Genomic DNA, 18,367 nt, shown 5'->3' with positions numbered 1-18,367 from the left:
GTTTCGAGCACGCCCCCTTACGCGAACACCTCTCCCGCGGGCAGGAGAAGTTGTGTGCCCTGGCGTGCCTTCTTGGTCAGGCCTCGCTGCACGCCGAAATCCGCGGAGAGTGGCCTGTCGTCTGCCTTGACGACCTTGCATCCGAGCTCGATCGTACCCATCAAGAGTGGGTAGTCGCGCAGCTTCTAGGCCGCGACGTTCAGGTCTTCGTGACGGGAACCGAGATTCCGTCCGCCCTCATCGAGCAGCCAGTGACTGTGTTCCACGTGGAACAGGGTGTCGTCTCGGCTTTGCTATAATCGATTGACTGTCCCGGGCCCTTCCGCGCCGCCCGGGACCGAAACCTGCGCCATCACCAGGCATCGCATGAACGAACCTCTCGATCCGACCAATTCGAACGCCTACGACTCCGGCAGCATCAAGGTCCTCAAGGGACTGGATGCCGTCCGTAAGCGCCCCGGCATGTACATCGGCGACACCGACGATGGCACCGGTCTGCATCACATGGTCTTCGAAGTCGTCGATAACGCCATCGACGAGGCCCTGGCCGGTTACTGCGACTACGTCACGGTCATCATCCACCAGGACGGTTCGGTCAGCGTGGCCGACAACGGCCGTGGCATTCCCGTGGAAACCCATCCGGAAGAGGGCAGGTCGACGGCGGAAGTCGTCATGACCGTGCTCCACGCCGGCGGCAAGTTCGACGCGAACTCGTACAAAGTCTCAGGCGGCCTGCATGGCGTCGGCGTCTCCGTGGTCAACGCGCTCAGCGAAAAGCTGTGGCTGACGATCTGGCGCGACGGCAAGGAAAACCGCCAGGAATACGCCCACGGCGACCCGGTGGCCCCGATTTCCGTGTTCGGCGACACCAACCGCCGCGGCACGATGGTTCGGTTCCTGCCTAGCCACCTGACGTTCACCAACAACATCGAGTTCCACTACGACATCCTGGCGAAGCGCCTGCGCGAGCTGGCGTTCCTCAACTCCGGCGTCACGATCGAGCTGGTGGATGAGCGCAACGAGCGCAAGGACATCTTCGCGTACGAGGGCGGCATCAAGTCCTTCGTGCAGCATCTGTCCGCGCTGAAGAACCCGCTGCACCCGAACGTGATCAGCTTCAGCTCCGAGAGCGAAGGCATCACGGTCGAAGTCGCCATGCAGTGGACGGACGCGTACCAGGAAACGATGTTCTGCTTCACCAACAACATCCCTCAGCGCGATGGCGGCACCCATCTCACCGGTTTCCGCGCGGCGCTTACCCGCACGCTGCAGAACTACATCGAGAAGGAAGGCCTGGCCAAGAACGCCAAGGTCGCCCTGTCTGGCGACGACATGCGCGAAGGCATGATCGCGGTGCTGTCGGTGAAGGTGCCTGACCCCAAGTTCTCCTCGCAGACCAAGGACAAACTGGTCTCCAGCGAAGTGAAGACCGCGGTCGAGCAAGTCATCAACGACAAGCTGGCCACGTTCCTGCTGGAGCATCCGGGCGAGAGCAAGGCCATTGCCGGCAAGGCCGTGGACGCTGCCCGCGCCCGCGACGCGGCTCGCAAGGCCCGCGAAATGACCCGCCGCAAGGGTGCGCTGGATATCGCCGGCTTGCCCGGCAAGCTCGCCGACTGCCAGGAGAAGGATCCGGCGCTGTCCGAGCTGTTCCTGGTCGAGGGTGACTCCGCAGGTGGCTCGGCCAAGCAGGGTCGTAACCGTCGCACCCAGGCCGTGCTTCCGTTGAAGGGCAAGATCCTCAACGTCGAGAAGGCTCGCTTCGACAAGATGATCTCGTCTGCTGAAGTCGGCACGCTGATCACCGCGCTGGGCACGGGCATCGGCAAGGACGAATACAACCCGGACAAGCTGCGCTACCACCGCATCATCATCATGACCGATGCGGACGTGGACGGATCCCATATCCGCACGCTCCTGCTCACCTTCTTCTACCGCCAGATGCCCGAGCTGATCCAGCGCGGACACGTCTACATCGGCCTGCCGCCGCTGTACAAGGTGAAGCAGGGCAAGCAGGAGATGTACATCAAGGACGACGCCGTCCTCAACGACTACCTGATCTCCAGCGCGGTCGATAACGCGTCGCTGTTCCCGGAAGAGGGCGCGCCGGCCATTGGCGGCGAAGCGCTCGAAAAGCTGCTGCACGACTACCAGACCTCGCTCGACCAGATCGCCCGCCTGAGCCACCGCTTCGACGTGGCGTCGCTCACCGCGATGCTCGAGCACGCGCCAATGGCTGAAGCGGTCTGGACCGACGCTGCCCTGATGCAGGGCTGGCTGGACGGCCTGGCCAAGCGCCTCAGTGCAAGCGGCCTCGGTAAGCCGACCTACACGCTGCGTTTCCGYCCGGCGCTGAACGAGCAGGGCGCGGCAATCGAAGTCGAACGCATGCAGCACGGCCTGAGCCACATTTGGATCATGCCGCAGTCGTTCTTCGGCGGCATCGAGTTCCGGTCCATCCTGGCGATCTCGCAGCAACTGGCGGAACTGAAACTGCAGCCGGGTGCCGTGGTTCGCCGCGGAAACGCGTCGCGTGGGGTGCTTAACTTTGCCGACATCCGCACCTGGCTGCTGGACGAGGCGAAGAAGGGTCGTACCATCCAGCGATTCAAGGGTCTGGGCGAAATGAATCCGGAACAGCTGTGGGAAACCACGGTGAATCCGGAAACACGTCGCATGCTGCAGGTCGGTGTCGAAGACGCCGTGGCCGCCGATCAGATGTTCTCGATGCTCATGGGCGAGGCAGTGGAACCGCGCCGCGACTTCATCGAAGCGAATGCGCTGAAGGTGGCCAACCTCGACATCTAACGTCGACGCGCTACCGCACGTTAGTGCACAAAAAAGAGCACCCGGTTGCAACCTGCACCGGGTGCTTTTTTGTTCCATACGCCCGCGAATTGAACGTCCTGATGCTTGCGCCCAACCTCCGATAAGGTGGGCTGAAAACGACGTTTTCAAGGGCCAAAAGTTGGCCTAATTTCGTAAGCGCCAACATTCATATAACAAGTCATTGTTTTGACTCCACATTTTTGTGGCACTGCGACTTGTTCTTAGGAATAGAATCAGGTTAACCTCTGTAGTCCCCCGGAGCACGTCACTGTGCGACGACTCCTTCAACCGAGGTCAGTCAATGAAACAGGGTTCCTTGATCAAGATGGTGCTCGCATCCGCGATCGCCCTTTCCCTTGCCAGTGGTGCTGTCGTTGCCAAAGACGCCGCTCCCAAGGATAAGAAAGAAGCGCTGTATCCGAATGCGACCCGGACGGAACCCAAGCTCGACCTGAAGAGCGACAAGGACCAGAAGGCCCTGAACGAAGGTCTCGACGCTGCCAACAACGGCGACAAGGAAAAGGCGCAGCAGATCCTGCAGCCGCTGGCCGACGGTTCGGGCACGAGCAGCAAGTACGCGCAGGCGCTCGCCCTTCAGGGCCTCGCCAACATGAAATACAATGACGGCGACATCAAGGGCGCGATCACCACGCTCAAGCAGGCGCTGGACATCGGCGTGATGCCGAACGACACGTACTTCCAGCTGAAGTACATGTACACCCAGTTCCTCGTTGCCGACGAGCAGTACGCTCCGGCCCTGCAGTCGCTGCATGAGTGGCGCGACCAGGGTAAGAAGGAAACCGCCGACTCCTACGGTCTCGAAGGCAATATCGACTACCGTCTCGAGAAGTATCCGGAAGCGATCGCCGCCATCACCAAGGCGCAGTCGATGCCGGACGCGAAGCCGCAGGCTTCCTGGACCCAGATCCTCGCCGCCAGCTACGCCGAGACCGGCCAGGGCGACAAGGCTGCTGATCTCGCGTCGGCTGAGCTGGCGAAGAACCCGAACGACCCGACCGCCATGCAGAACGCCGCTTCCTCGCTGATCCAGGCGCAGAAGTATCCGGAAGCCATCGCGCTGCTCGAGAAAGGCCGCGCTGCCGGTGCGTTCCACAATGACGAGAACGGCGGCAAGCTCTATGTGAACCTCGCCAAGGTCTACCTGATCGACGGCCAGGAACATACCGAGCGCCAGGACGGTAACGCGAAGAAGGCAGAGGCCGTGCTCGCGGACGGTCTGGCCAAGGGCGCGATCAAGCCCTCCGCCGAGGTCTACAAGCTCCAGGGCGACGCCGCTATCACCGGTGGCGACGAGAGCGGTGCTCTCGCTGCGTACCAGAAGGCCGCCCCGCTCGCGACGGATGGTTCCGTCTCGCTGAGCGTGGCTCGCCTCCAGCTCCAGAAGAATCAATACGCCGCCGCTGAAAAGTCGGCGACGGATGCCATCAGCAAGGGCGTTCAGCATAAAGGCACTGCCTATATGGTGCGCGCGGAAGCCAAGCGTGGTCAGAAGAACAAGCAGGGTGCGATCGCGGACATGAAGCTCGCGGCTCAGGATCCTGAAACGTCTGCCAAGGCCAACGCCTGGTTGAGCAAGGCAGAGAACACTAAGTAAGCCTTTGTAAAGTACCAGAAGGGATGGTTTGGCACTGCCACGATTCTTCCCTTCAGGTGCTATACAAATGCCATATGCTGGTGTAATTTGCTTATCTTTCCGCTTGCAGAAACCAGCGTTTTCGGCATCTCAATCGCCGAACGCCGGAAGAGCAGTGCGGGTTCACTTCCGCTTGATTAGCTCTTGATAGTGACTGATGGCCTCAAGTAACGAATCAACCGGCCAAGCGCCGTTTAGTTGGGGGCGCACCAGCGCGTTGGCAGTCGCCATCGCTCTGCACTCGTTCGCCTTCCTGCTGCTGGTTGCGCCTATGGCGCCACCGAAGTCGCAGGAAAAGCAGAAAGAGAAGGTAGTTCAGGTCGACTTTATTGAACCGCCGCCGCCTCCCCCGCCTCCCCCGCCGCCGCCGCCGGAGCCCCCGAAGCAGCCGCCGCCGAAAATCGTGCAGATATCGAAGCCGCCCCCGACACCTCCGCCGCCGGCTCCGCCGCCGCCGGCAGTTGACGAGGCGAGTTCGAACCCCGTTCCGGCTCCGCCGCCGGCGCCTCCCGCGCCGCCTGCACCGCCGGCGGATATCGCGCCGAGTGAAAATCTGTCGTACCGTCAGCGTAACCCGCCGAAGTATCCGCCGCAGGCGGTTCGTCAGCGGCATGAAGGTACTGTGGTACTTCTGGTCCTCGTAGGTGTCGACGGTTCGCCGAAGGACATCAAGGTTGACCAGTCGAGCGGTTTCCGCGAATTGGACAAGGCAGCAGAAGACGCGGCCAGGAATTGGAAATTCAACCCGGGCAAGCGAGGCGGTGCTGCCGTCGAAGGCTATGCACGTGTCCCCGTTACGTTCAACCTAAACCAGCTGTAAGCCCCCACCGCTTACATCTATTAAGTTCACGCTTGACTTCCCAAGGGTAGCGTTATGTTGCAAGACACCTCCGCTCAGCCTGCTAATCCAGGTCAAAACTCCAATGCCGACGCCCTCAAGCAGATGGGCTTCGACCACCTGATTCACAACTTCGACTTCCTCGGTTGGATTGTGTTTGTGGTGCTGGTCGCGATGTCCGTGCTCTCGTGGTACTTCATCGTCGCCAACTTCATCCGTAACAGCATGGTGCGTTCGCGCGCCGACAAGGTTATCCAGGGCTTCTGGAACACCGCGTCGACGCAGGAAGCCATTCGTGTGCTCGAAGAGCAGCCGAAGGGCGAACCGTTCTCGAAGATCGCACTCGACGCCGCTTCGGCCGTCGCGCATCACCAGGCAGCTGCCGGTGGTCGCCTCGCCGAGACCCTGTCGCGTTCGGAATTCATCGATCGCGCCCTGCGCCAGGCCGTTGCTCGCGAGAGCCTGCGTCTGGAAGGCGGCCTGACCCTGCTCGCTACGGTCGGTTCGTCGGCACCGTTCATCGGTCTTCTCGGTACGGTGTGGGGTATCTACCACGCACTGATCGGTATCGCCGCCTCCGGTTCCGCGTCGATGGATAAGGTCGCTGGTCCCGTCGGTGAAGCTCTGATCATGACCGCGTTCGGTCTGTTCACCGCTATCCCGGCCGTGCTTGCGTACAACTTCTTCATGCGCTCGAACCGTCTGACCTACGCCCAGTTCGACGAATTCGCGCACGACCTGCACGACTTCTTCGCCACGGGTGCCCGCGTCGAAGGCTCGGGTCCGGTCGTCTCCGTCAAGAAGTGAGGAATTGACCCATGGCTATGAGTAGCGGGGGCAACAGTGGCGGTCCGATGTCGGAAATCAACGTCACGCCGCTCGTCGACGTGATGCTGGTTCTGCTGATCATCTTCATGATCACGGCTCCCCTGATGTCCCATAAGGTCCAGATCGATCTGCCGAAGGCTAATCCGAATGTTAAGGATGACACCCCGGTCGATCCGATGGACCTCGCGATCAAGCCGGACGGTACGTACTTCCTCAATGACGGCGAAGTCAGCGAGGCTGAGCTGAAGGCACAGTTCGCGGTTGCGGCGGCGAAGTCGCCGCAGCCGGAGCTCCAGATCCGTGCGGACCGCACCACGGAATACAAAGTGGTGAAGAAGGTCCTTGGCGACGCCAAGGATGCCGGCATGGTCCACGTCGGCTTCATGTCGACTGGTAAGGAGTAAACGAGATGGCTTTCAGCTCAGGTAACTCTGGTGGTCCCATGGCGGACATCAACGTCACGCCGCTCGTCGACGTGATGCTGGTGCTCCTGATCATCTTCATGATCACGGCTCCGATGCTGTCGCATAAGATCAAGATCGATCTTCCGCAGCCGAATCCGAATGTCGTCAACCCAGAGAATCCGCCGGATCCCGTCCGTCTGCAGATTCGCCAGGATGGCTCGCTCTATTGGAACGATACGCCGGTAGACGAACTGGGCCTCAAGGCTCAGATCGCGGTGATCGCCCAGCAGTCGAACCAGCCGGAACTGCAGATCGACGCCGATGACGCGGCTCAGTACGAGGTCGTGGCACGCGTGCTTTCCGACGCCAAGGGCCAGGGCCTGACCAAGATCGGTTTCGTTAACTCGAACTGATCGCGGTCGTCCGGTAAGAACGAAAAAACCCCGCTTCGGCGGGGTTTTTTTTGTTCCTTCTGTGGGAGCCGCTTCAGCGGCGATTGGGCGCGCGCCAAAACCAGGCCCGCTGCCGCGGGATCGCCGATGAATCGGCTCCTACAGGTAGAGGAGCACCCGGTTACGACAGGATGTTGATGTAGTTCTTGACGGTCTTGGCCAGCCCTTCGTACAGCGCCTCGCCGATGAGCGCATGCCCGATCGACACCTCAGCCAGCCCGGGAATGGCGGACTTGAAGGTACCCAGGTTCGCCTGGCTCAGGTCGTGACCCGCGTTCACCGCGAGGCCGGCCTTCTGCGCCCGCTGTGCGGTATCCACAAACGAAGCGAGTTCCTTCCGCGCGTCACCTTCGGCGAACGCTTCGGCATAAGGTCCGGTGTAAAGCTCGATGCGTTGCACGCCGATCGCGGCGGCCTCGGCGAAACCCTCGCCACCGGCGTCGACGAATACGCTGACGCGGCAGCCGAGTTCGCGGAAGGCGGCGACCAGGGGCTTCAGGACCTCGATGTCCTTCGTGAGATCGAAGCCGTGGTCCGAGGTGATCTGACCGTCGCCGTCCGGTACGAGCGTGACCTGGGTCGGTCGCACCTCGCGTGCGAGCTCGATGAGACCAGGGTAGGCACCGCGCGGGCCGGCGAACGGATTGCCCTCGATGTTGTATTCGACACGGCCGCGCAGCAGGCCAGCCAATGTACGCACATCACCCGGCGTGACGTGACGCATGTCCGGTCGCGGGTGCACGGTAAGTCCGCCACAACCGGCATCGATGCAGGTGTTGGCAGCCGTGGCGATATCCGGTTCATTGCCGCCGCGCGAATTGCGCAGCACGGCGATCTTGTTCAGGTTTACGCTGAGTAGGGTCATCGTTTATCCATAAAAAAACGCACGTCGCCATTGCGACGTGCGTAATGACTGTCGTCCCAGCATAACGCGCCAACTCCGTATGGCGCACGGCTCACCACACACACACTCACAGAACATCAGACACACCTGACTGAGAAAAGGTTCAAAGTGCATATGTGAAGACGCGGACCTTTCGTTCGCTTCCTCGCCAAGCCACCGCGGCGACGCATTCCGCGCCCGCATCGAGCGCTTCGACCCGCCAGGCGGATGCCGGCCCGATCTCACCCTGGAAAGCGACCGGTGTGGCGGCGCCGTTACCGAGTTCAAATGCCACCCGCTCCAGACCATACGAAAGGCCGCCGCCGTTTGCCTTGAGCACCGCCTCCTTAGCGGTCCACAGGCGAAGAAAGCCCTGGAGTTGCCCTTCGACGGGCAGCGCCTCGAGCATGCTGGTCTCATCGGGTGCGAAGAAACGCCTCGCCAGTTCCAGTGCCCTCGCTCGTGGGCGCACGCGCTCGATATCCACGCCGACTTCGAAACCCGCACCGCCGCGACCGATCGCGAACAAGGCCCTGTCCCCACTGTGCGACCAGTTGAAGCCGAGGCGGTCGAACGGTGCCGGAAAGCGAGGCTTGCCGTGTTCGCCCCGCTCGATCGCCGGCGCCTCCGTGCCGGCATAGGCGGCCAACAGCGAGACGAAGGGGAGCTCGCCGCTGCCCGATGACCATCGGGTCTGCCACACATGGATCTCATCGTCGGCAAGCGGCGGAACATCGAAAAGGGTGGAAGTCATTCACGCATGCTGCATCGTCGTCGCCCAAACCTGCAAGTATTCACCGGAGGCCCTAGAATCAGGGCCGTGCCGAACGGGGAGCACTTATCGTGATTGCAGGCTGGCTTCTGCTGCTGGTAGCGCTTGCTTACGTCGGCATGTTGTTCGCTATTGCCTACGCGGGCGACCGTCGTCCGCTCTACCCTCGTCAACCCAGGTTGCGACCGCTCGTCTACAGCCTGGCCCTGGCCGTCTATTGCTCGTCGTGGACCTTCTACGGCGCCGTCGGCACGGCGGCGCGCTCGGGCCTGGCCTACCTGCCCATCTACCTGGGTCCGTTGCTGCTGTTCGTTTTTGGCTTCGGCCTGCTCGAGCGCCTGGTGCTCGTCGCACGCCAACGCAACATCACTTCCATCGCCGACTTCATCGCGGCGCGCTTTGGTAAGTCGCACGGCCTCGCCGCCCTGGTCGCGGTGATCGCCGTCGTCGCCATCATTCCGTACATCGCCTTGCAGTTCAAAGCGGTCGCGATGTCCTTCGCCGTCCTCGGCGCCGGCAACTCCGCGTGGTGGTTCGGCGACACCGCGCTGTGGTGCGCCGCCCTGCTCGCTGTCTTTGMCATCCTGTTCGGCACGCGCAACATCGATGCCACCGAGCACCACCACGGGCTGATGCTGGCGGTGGCGGTAGAGTCGTTGGTGAAGCTGATCGCCTTCGTCGCCATCGGCGTCTACGCCTATCTGCACGGCCCGGGTCTCGCGCAGACGTTGCATGCCCCGGTGCTACAACTCGAAAAAGGCAGCATGCCGCCTGGCTTCGTCGCGCAGACCCTGTTGGCGTTCTGCGCCATGTTCTGCCTCCCACGGCAGTTCCAGATCGGCGTGGTGGAGTGCGAGGATCCGCGCGACCTGCGCAAGGCACGCTGGCTTTTCCCTCTTTACATGGTGTTGATCTCCGCGGCTGTCCTGCCCATCGTGAGCGCCGGACTGGGCCTGCCGCAGGTCACCCAGGGTCACGTGGACGCCTGGGTACTGAATCTCCCCATCGCGCTGGGCAACAACGGCATCGCACTCCTCGCCTTCGTCGGCGGATTCTCCGCGGCCACGGGCATGGTCATTGTCGCGGCGGTCGCACTGGCGACGATGATCAGCAACGATCTGGTGATGCCGGCACTGCTGCGCATACGTCGACTCGATCTCGAACGACGCGGTGATCTTTCGAGCATCGTGCTGCTCGTGCGCCGCGTGTCCATCGTCGCGCTCGCCGCGCTCGCCTACTTCTACTATCGCATCATCGCGAACGCCGAGAACCTCGCCGCCACCGGCCTTCTCTCCTTCGCGGCCGTGGCGCAGTTCGCACCCGCTATCGTTTCCGCCCTGTACTGGCGCGGCGCTAGTCGCGTCGGTGTGTATGTCGGATTGCTCGCGGGCTTCATCGTCTGGGCATACACCCTTCTGTTTCCCGCGATGACGCGCGCCGGCTGGATGAGCAGCGGCTGGGTCGACAACGGCCCGTTCGGCATGAGTTGGTTGAAGCCGAACGAACTGTTCCACCTCAGTGGATGGGAGCCGGTCACCCACGGCACGTTCTGGTCGCTACTCTTCAACGTCTCGTGTCTGATCTTTATCTCGCTGCGTTTCAGGCCCAGCGTGGCAGAGCGACTGCATGCCGCGCTCTTCGTCGACCCCTACGTGCGTAGCGTCACGGGCGCGGGCGACTGGAAGGGCCGTGTGACTGTGCGCGACCTCGGTACCATTGCTGGCCGTATCGTCGGCGAGCGCGTCACCACGCGCGCATTCAACGAATACGGTGAACGTCACGGCGTGACGCTCACCCCAACGGACTCGGCGGACCGGCCGCTGATCCAGTTTACCGAACGCCTGTTGGCCAGCGCGGTGGGTGCGGCAAGCGCACGGCGCATCCTCATGGGCGCGTTGTCCGGCACGGGGTTGGACATCGCCGAGGCCATGGCCTTGATGGATGAAGCGTCGCAGGAGCTTCGCTTCAATCGCGAGCTCCTGTCGACGACGCTGGAAAACGTATCGCAGGGGATCAGCGTGGTGGATGGCGACATGTGCCTCGTCGCATGGAACCGTCGCTACGTGGAGCTCTTCGACTATCCCGAAGGCATGGTGTACGTCGGCCTGCCCGTTGCCGACCTGATCCGGTGGAATGCGGAGCACGGTGAATGCGGGCCCGGCGAAGTGGATGAGCACGTCGGAAAACGCATTCGCTATATGCGTGCCGGATCACCGCACGTGTTCCAGCGTATTCGCCCGGATGGCACCGTGATCGAAATGCGCGGACGTGCGCTTCCTGGTGGCGGCTTCGTCACGACCTTTACCGACGTGACCGCCTACAAGTCCGTCGAGCAGGCACTTATCGATGCCAACGAAACACTCGAGCAGCGTGTGGAAGTGCGCACCGCCGAGCTGTCCGAAGCATTAACTGCCACGGCCATAGCGCGACGCGAAGCCGAAGCGGCGAATGCGTCGAAGACGCGGTTTCTCGCCGCGGCCAGTCACGACCTTCTGCAACCACTGAATGCGGCGCGCCTGTTCACTTCAGCCCTGCGTCAGCATCCCGGACTGGACAGCGATGCAGCGCAGCTAGCCGAACGCATCGATGCATCGTTCCGCGCCGCGGAAGATTTGCTCGACGCCCTGCTCGATGTATCGCGACTCGACGCGGGCAGCTACCGTCCGGAAGTCGCGCCATTCGCCCTTGCCGATCTGTTTGACTCGCTGCGCCAGCAGTTCGCCGTTGTCGCCGAACAACGTGGGTTGTCGCTGCATGTCGTGCCGACGACACTTTCGGTTCGATCGGACGCGCAACTGCTTCGTCGCATCGTCGCCAACTTCCTCTCCAACGCGCTGCGCTATACCCGCGCCGGTGGCGTACTGCTCGGCGCGCGTCGCGACGGTGACGAAATACGCATCGAAGTGTGGGACACGGGTCCGGGCATCGCGAACGAACAACAGGTGCGCGTGTTCGGAGAGTTCCAGCGACTGGAACGTCCGTCGCCCTGGGGTGAGAAGGGGCTCGGACTTGGGTTGTCCATTTGCGACCGTCTTGCCGGCATCCTCCACCATCGCCTGAGCCTGCGATCGCGTGTGGGGCGCGGGAGTTGCTTCAGCATCGCGGTGCCGCGAACGGCGCCCGTGTCGCGCAAGCGCGCGCCAGCCATGGCGCGCCCGGGTGGTGGCGAACAATTGCCGTTGACGGTGCTGTGCATCGACAACGACGAAACGATTCTCGAGGGCATGAAGGCGTTGCTCGGACGTTGGGGCGTCGATTGCCGCGTGGCGATCGATGTCGGCGACGCGCTGCACACGTTGTCGACTACGCATGTCGACCTGATCCTCGCCGACTATCATCTGGGCGACGACATGGACGGACTCGAAGCCTTGCGCTTCCTCGCCGAAAAACTAGGTACGATACCGCCGGCTGCCATGGTCACGGCGGACGGTAGTACAGAACTGAAGCAGCGTGCGCGAGCCCTGGGTTATCCGCTGCTACACAAGCCCGTGCGCCCCGCCGCGTTACGTGCGTTGCTCGTCGCCCTGGCGAAGCGCGCCGGAACGCACGCCGCCTAAGCAGCGGCGACCAGACCTGATTTCTGTAGGAGCCGATTCATCGGCGATAAGGTGTCCGCTACAGCGTAGCGTTTCGCTGCGGCCATCGCCGATGAATCGGCTCCCACAGAAGAACGCGGAGGCGCTCACGGTTCGGGCGAATTTGCGGGAAAGGCCTCTTTGTCCACGTCGAGGTGACTCGCTGCGAGCGCGACCTGTGTGCGGTTGGAAACCCCGAGCTTGCGCATGATCGCGGTCATATGCGCTTTGACCGTCGCTTCCGAGACGGTGAGCTCATAGGCGATCTGCTTGTTGAGCAGGCCCTCGGCGATCATGTTCAGCACACGAAACTGCTGAGGTGTGAGCGAAGCGACGCGAGCCGCAACATCCGCCTCGTCGGGCTTCAACTCCACGTTGCCGCCGACCAGCTTATGCGGTAGCCACACGTCACCATCGAGCACGGCACGCACGGCTTCGACAATGTCGTCCACGGCCGCCGATTTCGGAATGTAAGCGGACGCACCGTGCGCGAGCGCACGCCTGGCTACCTGCGCCTCCTCGTGTCCGGAAACGACGATCGTAGGCAGCCCCGGATACTGGCCGCGAATGTGGGCGAGCGCGGAGTAACCGCGCGCTCCCGGCATGTGCAGGTCCATCAACAGCAGGTCGGCGTCGGGCAGTGACTCGATCAGGGCGAACAAGGCCGGAACGCTGTCCGCCGTGTGTACGGTGGCATCGGGCAAGGCCGCCAGGACCGCGCGCTGCAAGGCGTCGCGGAACAGCGGATGGTCGTCGGCGATCAGGACATCGGACATGGGGAGCTACTTGATCAGTCGTTCTTCCACCAGGCTCTTCACCACCGAGGGATCGGCGAGTGTCGAGATGTCGCCCAGCTGGTCGGGCTGGTTCTCGGCAATCTTGCGCAGGATGCGGCGCATGATCTTGCCCGAACGTGTCTTCGGTAGTCCCGGCGCCCACTGCAGGAAATCCGGCGCGGCGATCGGACCGATTTCCTTGCGCACGCCGGCGATGAGCTCCTTGCGAAGTTCGTCACTGCCGTTCTCGCCCGCCACGAGCGTCACATACGCGTAGATGCCCTGCCCCTTGATGTCGTGATGGCAGCCGACTACGGCGGCCTCGGCCACCTTGTGGTTGGCCACCAGCGCGCTCTCGACCTCCGCCGTGCCGATACGGTGGCCGGAAACGTTGATGACATCGTCCACGCGGCCGGTGATCCAGTAGTAGCCGTCTTCGTCGCGGCGAGCGCCGTCGCCGGTGAAGTAGTTACCTGGATAGGTCTTGAAATAGGTATCGACGAAGCGCTGGTGATCGCCATACACCGTGCGCATCTGGCCCGGCCAGGAATCGGTAATGACCAGGTTGCCGCTGCAGGCGCCTTCCTGGGGCTTGCCATCGGTGTCGACGATGGCCGGCGTGATCCCGAAGAACGGCAGCGTGGCCGAACCCGGCTTCAGGTCGGTCGCGCCGGGTAGCGGTGTGATGAGGATGCCGCCGGTTTCGGTCTGCCACCAGGTATCGACGATGGGGCAACGCTCTTCGCCGACGACGCGGTAGTACCAGTTCCAGGCCTCGGGATTGATCGGTTCGCCGACCGTACCCAGCAGGCGCAAGGATTTGCGCGAGGTTTTCTTTACCGGTTCCTCGCCCTCGCGCATGAGCGCGCGGATGGCTGTGGGCGCGGTGTAAAACAACGTGACCTGGTGCTTGTCGACCACCTGCCAGAAGCGGCTGAAATCCGGATAGTTGGGCACGCCGTCGAACATCACCACGGTGGCGCCGTTGGCGAGCGGGCCGTACACCACATAGCTATGGCCGGTGATCCAACCGACGTCCGCCGTGCACCAGTAGACGTCGTCCTCGCGCACGTCGAAAATCAGCTCGTGGGTCATGCTGGCGTAAACGAGGTAACCGCCGCTGGTGTGTAGCACCCCCTTCGGCAGTCCCGTGGATCCGGAGGTGTAGAGGGTGAACAGCGGGTCTTCCGCGTTCATCGGCTCGGGCAGGCAGTCGCTCGATTGCCCTTCCATCAGGGTGTGGTACCAACGGTCGCGGGGCGACTGCAGATGGATGGCGCCGCCGGTGCGACGGACCACGATGACCGTCTCGACGCTGTGGGTGTGCGGTCGCGTGAGCGACTCGTCCACATTGGTCTTGAGCGGGATCTTCTTGCCGCCACGGCAGCCTTCATCGGCGGTGATGACGAGCTTGGCGCCGGAATCGGCAATACGGCCGGCGAGCGAATCGGGCGAAAAGCCGCCGAAGACCACCGAATGGATGGCGCCGATACGCGCGCAGGCCAGCATGGCCACCGCGGCTTCGGGGATCRTCGGCAGGTAAATGATGACCCGGTCACCCTTCACCACGCCCAGGTTCTTCAGCGTGTTGGCGAACTTGCACACCTCGGCGTGGAGTTCGCGATAGGTCAGGCTGCGTGACTCGTTCGGATCGTCGCCTTCGAAGATGATGGCGGTCTTGTCGCCCCGCTTCTCCAGGTGGCGGTCCAGGCAGTTGGCGGCGACGTTGAGCGTGCCGTCCTCGTACCACCTGATGTACAGGTCCTTCGGGTCGTACGAGACGTTCTTGATCGTCGTCGGCGGCGTAACCCAGTCGAGCCGGCCGCTCATGTCCTTCCAGAAGCCCTCGGGATCCGCTATGGACCGGGCATACATGCGCTGGTAGTCGTCCTTGCGGATGTGCGCCCTGGCGGCAAAGGCGGGATCGACCGGGTGGATATCGGACATGCGTTCTTCCTGCGGATGGGCTTGTGGCTATGTCCGGAAGTGTAACGTCGCGGCGCAACATAAGGCTGCGGGGGTGCTACGACTTTGGTCGAGGTTCGACCTTTGGCGAATGGATGCCCGGGCTGGTGTGTCACATGCTCGGCTCGCCAATGGTTGGGGAGACCATGATGAAGACGAACCGTTCCGGTGGCCGCAAGGCCATCGCCCTGAGTGTCGCCTGCGCCTTGATGCTGCCAATGGCCGCATTGCCGGATCTGGCCCACGCCCAGTCGAAAGCGAAGACGAAGAAGACCACAAGCCACGAAGCGGAGCTCGAAGCCCGCGTGAACTCGCTCGAGCAACAGCTCGCCGAGCTCAAGGCCATGATCCAGGAGCAGAAGGCCGAGACCACCCAGGCCACGTCCACGGCCCAGGCCGCGCAGACGCAGGCCCAGGCGACCGACGAGAAGGTGACCAAGGTCGAGAAGGTCGTCGCGACCGTTCCGGCGAAACCGGCCTTTGCCACCGGCACCGCGCCGGGCGTCTCGCTCGCGCTGCACGGTTTCATCGACGTCAGCGCGTTCAGCCAGAACAGGGCCTATACCTACGGTAACGGGCAGAACGCCGAATACCCGATCCCGTCCGACGGTGCCGGGCATGCCAATGGCCGCGTCTCCGGCGTCGATGTGCGCAATACACGCTTCTGGCTCGACTTCGCCGGCGCCAAGTTCAACGAGAACTGGAACGGCAGCGGTCGCATCGAAATGGACTTCTTCGGCGGCTTCAACGGCACGGGTGCCTACGCAGGTTCACAGCCCGAGCAGCGCCTGCGCCAAGCCTACTTCGATATCAGCAATCCGAACTCGGGCACGACGATTCGCGTCGGCCAGATGTGGGACCTCATGTTCCCGCTGGATTACATCCCGCAATCGCTCTCGCATATCGCCTTTCCGCTCGGTTACGGCAGCGGTGTGATCGGCTGGCGTTTCCCGGGCGCGATCTTCATGCAGGACCTTAACCACGGCGCCGAAGGCACCAAGTGGCGGCTGGATGTCGCGGCACTTCAAGGCACCTGGAACGGCCGTGCCGGCGGCACCGATACGAACAACTTCCTTACCCAGGGCAATGCCGGCTTCAGGCCGCAGTTCGAGGCTCGCCTGACGGCGAAGGGCGGCAACTGGGCGGCATTCCTCGCAGGTCACTACAGCAAGATCGACCTGAGCGGCGTCGAAGGCAATACCCCCACGCCGATCAAGAAGAACCTCTCGAGCACGGCTGTCGAACTCGGCGGCATGTGGACGCCCGGTCAGTTCATCCTCAAGTCCGCGGTTTACTCCGGCAACGCGATCGGCGAAATCTTCGGCAACCTCTCGCAGTTCGGCGACATCAAGGAGAAGGGTGGCTATCTGCAGGCCGGCTACAAGTTCGACACGCACTGGACGCTGTATGGCTTCGCGTCGGTCAGCAAGCCCGATACGGACGACGTGCTGCGCTGGCGTGCCGCCAACACCATCGGCCTGCTGAAGAACCGCCAGACGGCTGGCAGCCTGCAGTACACCACCGGTCCGTTCGACTTCAGCCTCGAATTGATCCACTCCAACCTCGACTCGACCACCGTCAACGGCCTCGGCCGCGAGAAGACCTCGGGTAACGAACTCACCCTCAACGGTATGTACCGGTTCTGATTGGAGAGCACCATGGCGACTACTGCTAGCGGCCTTCGTGCCGACGGCACCATTGGAACCAGCCACAGACGCGTGATTCTCGCGTCGAGCCTGGGCACGGTTTTCGAATGGTATGACTTCTACCTTTACGGCTCGCTTGCCGCGATCATCGGCAAGCAGTTCTTCACCGGCCTGAACGAGACCAGCCAGTTCATCTTCGCGCTGCTCGCCTTTGCCGCCGGTTTCGCCGTGCGTCCGTTCGGTGCCATTGTGTTCGGGCGCGTGGGCGATCTGATCGGCCGCAAGTACACGTTCCTGATCACCATCATCATCATGGGTACCTCGACCTTCCTGGTCGGCGTGCTACCCGGTTATTCGACGATGGGTGTACTCGCGCCGGTGTTGTTGATCGTGCTTCGCCTGCTACAGGGCCTTGCGCTCGGCGGCGAGTACGGTGGTGCGGCCACGTATGTCGCGGAGCACGCGCCTCCCGGCAAACGCGGCCTCTATACGAGCTTCATCCAGATCACGGCGACCTTCGGCCTCTTCCTGTCGCTACTGGTTATCCTTGGCACGCGCCTTGGCCTGGGTACCGAGAGCTTCGAAGCCTGGGGCTGGCGTATTCCGTTCCTGCTCTCCTCCATCCTGGTGGGCGTGTCGGTGTACATCCGCATGCAGTTGCACGAGTCGCCGGTGTTCCAGCAGATGAAGGCCGAGGGCAAACAGTCCAAGGCACCGCTGACCGAAGCCTTCGGCCAGTGGAAGAACCTTCGCCTGGTGATCCTCGCCCTGCTAGGCGCCACGGCGGGACAGGCGGTGGTCTGGTACACGGGCCAGTTCTATTCGCTGTACTTCCTGACCCAGAGCCTGAAAATCGACGGCACGACGGCGAACCTGTTGATCGCAGCGGCACTGCTCATCGGGACGCCGTTCTTCGTGTTCTTCGGTTGGCTGTCGGACAAGGTGGGGCGCAAGCCCGTCGTGCTCGCCGGTTGCCTGCTCGCGGCGCTGACCATGTTCCCGATCTTCAAGGGTCTGACGCACTTCGGTAACCCGGCGATCGAAACCGCTGCCGCCACGGCACCGGTCGTCGTCACCGCCGACCCGAATGCCTGCTCCTTCCAGTTCGATCCGGTCGGCAAGAAAACCTTCACCAGCTCGTGCGATGTCGCCAAGAGCGTACTGGCCAAGAAGGGCATTCCGTATACCAACGCGGCGGCGCCTGCCGGCACGCTGGCGACGGTGAAGATCGGTGACGAGGTGATCGAGTCGTTCGAAGGCGCTGGCCTGGAGAAGGCGGACTTCACGGCGAAGAGCAAGGACTTTACCGGCAAGGTCACGGCGCAGGTCAAGACGGCGGGCTATCCGGAGAAAGCGGACCCGTCCCAGTCCAACTACCCGATGCTCATCGTGTTGCTCGCCATCCTCGTGCTTTACGTGACCATGGTGTACGGACCGATCGCCGCGTGGCTGGTCGAGATGTTCCCGACGCGTATCCGCTATACCTCGATGAGCCTGCCGTATCACATCGGTAACGGCTGGTTCGGCGGCTTTGTGCCAACCATCGGCTTCATGCTGGTCGCATGGAAGGGCGATATCTACTACGGCCTCTGGTATCCGGTGGTCGTGGCATTGATGACCGTGGTGATCGGTTTGTTCTTCGTGCGCGAAACCAAGGACGTGCCGCTGGATCATTGAGGGCGCAGATACGCTTGTAACGACAACGGCCGGTCCTCAGGATCGGCCGTTGTCGTTACGCCCTGCTC

At 62.6% G+C, this 18,367-nt stretch carries 13 protein-coding genes and 1 pseudogene; 10 read left to right on the top strand and 4 right to left on the bottom strand.

Annotated features, from left to right (window positions below; all coding sequences use genetic code 11):
* The 7 genes and pseudogenes from AC1DSN_RS03520 to AC1DSN_RS03490 form a co-directional block, all read left to right on the top strand.
* A pseudogene (locus AC1DSN_RS03520) lies at positions 1–299 on the top strand (DNA replication/repair protein RecF); the annotation flags it as partial.
* 67 nt (positions 300–366) lie between these two features.
* Positions 367–2,808 carry a DNA topoisomerase (ATP-hydrolyzing) subunit B gene (gyrB, locus tag AC1DSN_RS03515; RefSeq protein WP_477329602.1) on the top strand — a complete coding sequence of 814 codons (2,442 nt, stop codon included), beginning with the start codon at positions 367–369 and terminating at the stop codon, positions 2,806–2,808.
* 322 nt (positions 2,809–3,130) lie between these two features.
* Positions 3,131–4,444 carry a tetratricopeptide repeat protein gene (locus AC1DSN_RS03510; RefSeq protein ID WP_231873957.1) on the top strand — a complete coding sequence of 438 codons (1,314 nt, stop codon included), beginning with the start codon at positions 3,131–3,133 and terminating at the stop codon, positions 4,442–4,444.
* 256 nt (positions 4,445–4,700) lie between these two features.
* Complete coding sequence (locus AC1DSN_RS03505; protein WP_477329600.1) at positions 4,701–5,303, top strand: energy transducer TonB; 603 nt, start codon at positions 4,701–4,703, stop codon at positions 5,301–5,303.
* Between the two features lie 54 nt (positions 5,304–5,357).
* On the top strand, positions 5,358–6,128 hold the full coding sequence (locus AC1DSN_RS03500) for a MotA/TolQ/ExbB proton channel family protein (RefSeq protein WP_063571453.1): 771 nt from the start codon (positions 5,358–5,360) through the stop codon (positions 6,126–6,128).
* 11 nt (positions 6,129–6,139) lie between these two features.
* Entirely contained in the window at positions 6,140–6,553 is a 414-nt protein-coding gene (locus AC1DSN_RS03495) for an ExbD/TolR family protein (protein ID WP_063571454.1), read from the top strand.
* A gap of 5 nt (positions 6,554–6,558) precedes the next feature.
* Positions 6,559–6,966 carry an ExbD/TolR family protein gene (locus tag AC1DSN_RS03490; protein ID WP_046969084.1) on the top strand — a complete coding sequence of 136 codons (408 nt, stop codon included), beginning with the start codon at positions 6,559–6,561 and terminating at the stop codon, positions 6,964–6,966.
* Positions 6,967–7,126: 160 nt separating this feature from the next.
* Here the strand turns inward: AC1DSN_RS03490 and AC1DSN_RS03485 are convergent, their stop codons facing one another.
* Positions 7,127–7,870, bottom strand: a complete 744-nt coding sequence (locus tag AC1DSN_RS03485) for a pyridoxine 5'-phosphate synthase (RefSeq protein ID WP_477297374.1) — start codon at positions 7,868–7,870, stop codon at positions 7,127–7,129.
* A 142-nt stretch (positions 7,871–8,012) separates the two neighbouring features.
* A complete protein-coding gene (locus AC1DSN_RS03480) occupies positions 8,013–8,642 on the bottom strand; it encodes a 4'-phosphopantetheinyl transferase family protein (protein WP_477297375.1) in 630 nt (209 codons plus the stop codon).
* An 89-nt stretch (positions 8,643–8,731) separates the two neighbouring features.
* On the opposite strand from AC1DSN_RS03480, the gene AC1DSN_RS03475 reads away from it, so the two are divergent.
* The gene (locus tag AC1DSN_RS03475; protein ID WP_477329597.1) at positions 8,732–12,217 is read left to right on the top strand and encodes a hybrid sensor histidine kinase/response regulator; all 3,486 of its coding nucleotides are present in this window, start codon (positions 8,732–8,734) and stop codon (positions 12,215–12,217) included.
* 125 nt (positions 12,218–12,342) lie between these two features.
* Here AC1DSN_RS03475 and AC1DSN_RS03470 read toward each other — a convergent pair whose 3' ends face one another.
* The gene (locus tag AC1DSN_RS03470) at positions 12,343–13,011 is read right to left on the bottom strand and encodes a response regulator transcription factor (protein ID WP_063571458.1); all 669 of its coding nucleotides are present in this window, start codon (positions 13,009–13,011) and stop codon (positions 12,343–12,345) included.
* 6 nt (positions 13,012–13,017) lie between these two features.
* Positions 13,018–14,958: an acetate--CoA ligase gene (acs, locus tag AC1DSN_RS03465; protein ID WP_477329595.1), complete on the bottom strand. Its 1,941-nt coding sequence runs from the start codon at positions 14,956–14,958 to the stop codon at positions 13,018–13,020.
* A 164-nt stretch (positions 14,959–15,122) separates the two neighbouring features.
* On the opposite strand from acs, the gene AC1DSN_RS03460 reads away from it, so the two are divergent.
* Positions 15,123–16,622 (top strand): hypothetical protein, encoded by a 1,500-nt coding sequence (locus AC1DSN_RS03460; protein WP_477296322.1) that lies wholly within the window; start codon positions 15,123–15,125, stop codon positions 16,620–16,622.
* Positions 16,623–16,634: 12 nt separating this feature from the next.
* Positions 16,635–18,299, top strand: a complete 1,665-nt coding sequence (locus AC1DSN_RS03455; protein WP_213949074.1) for an MFS transporter — start codon at positions 16,635–16,637, stop codon at positions 18,297–18,299.
* The last annotated feature ends 68 nt before the right edge of the window (positions 18,300–18,367 follow it).

It is taken from the genome of Luteibacter sp. P4_D7_3, from assembly GCF_056401735.1.
Note: the sequence above shows the minus strand (reverse complement) of the source record. Positions and strands in the feature narration are given on the sequence as shown.

Excerpts from the sequence above, each read along its gene's own strand:
- AC1DSN_RS03510 (WP_231873957.1), top strand. The coding sequence starts at position 3,131 with ATGAAACAGGGTTCCTTGATCAAGATGGTGCTCGCATCCGCGATCGCC.
- AC1DSN_RS03500 (WP_063571453.1), top strand. The coding sequence starts at position 5,358 with ATGTTGCAAGACACCTCCGCTCAGCCTGCTAATCCAGGTCAAAACTCC.
- AC1DSN_RS03495 (WP_063571454.1), top strand. The coding sequence starts at position 6,140 with ATGGCTATGAGTAGCGGGGGCAACAGTGGCGGTCCGATGTCGGAAATC.
- AC1DSN_RS03490 (WP_046969084.1), top strand. The coding sequence starts at position 6,559 with ATGGCTTTCAGCTCAGGTAACTCTGGTGGTCCCATGGCGGACATCAAC.
- AC1DSN_RS03485 (WP_477297374.1), bottom strand. The coding sequence starts at position 7,870 with ATGACCCTACTCAGCGTAAACCTGAACAAGATCGCCGTGCTGCGCAAT.
- AC1DSN_RS03480 (WP_477297375.1), bottom strand. The coding sequence starts at position 8,642 with ATGACTTCCACCCTTTTCGATGTTCCGCCGCTTGCCGACGATGAGATC.
- AC1DSN_RS03470 (WP_063571458.1), bottom strand. The coding sequence starts at position 13,011 with ATGTCCGATGTCCTGATCGCCGACGACCATCCGCTGTTCCGCGACGCC.
- AC1DSN_RS03460 (WP_477296322.1), top strand. The coding sequence starts at position 15,123 with ATGATGAAGACGAACCGTTCCGGTGGCCGCAAGGCCATCGCCCTGAGT.
- AC1DSN_RS03455 (WP_213949074.1), top strand. The coding sequence starts at position 16,635 with ATGGCGACTACTGCTAGCGGCCTTCGTGCCGACGGCACCATTGGAACC.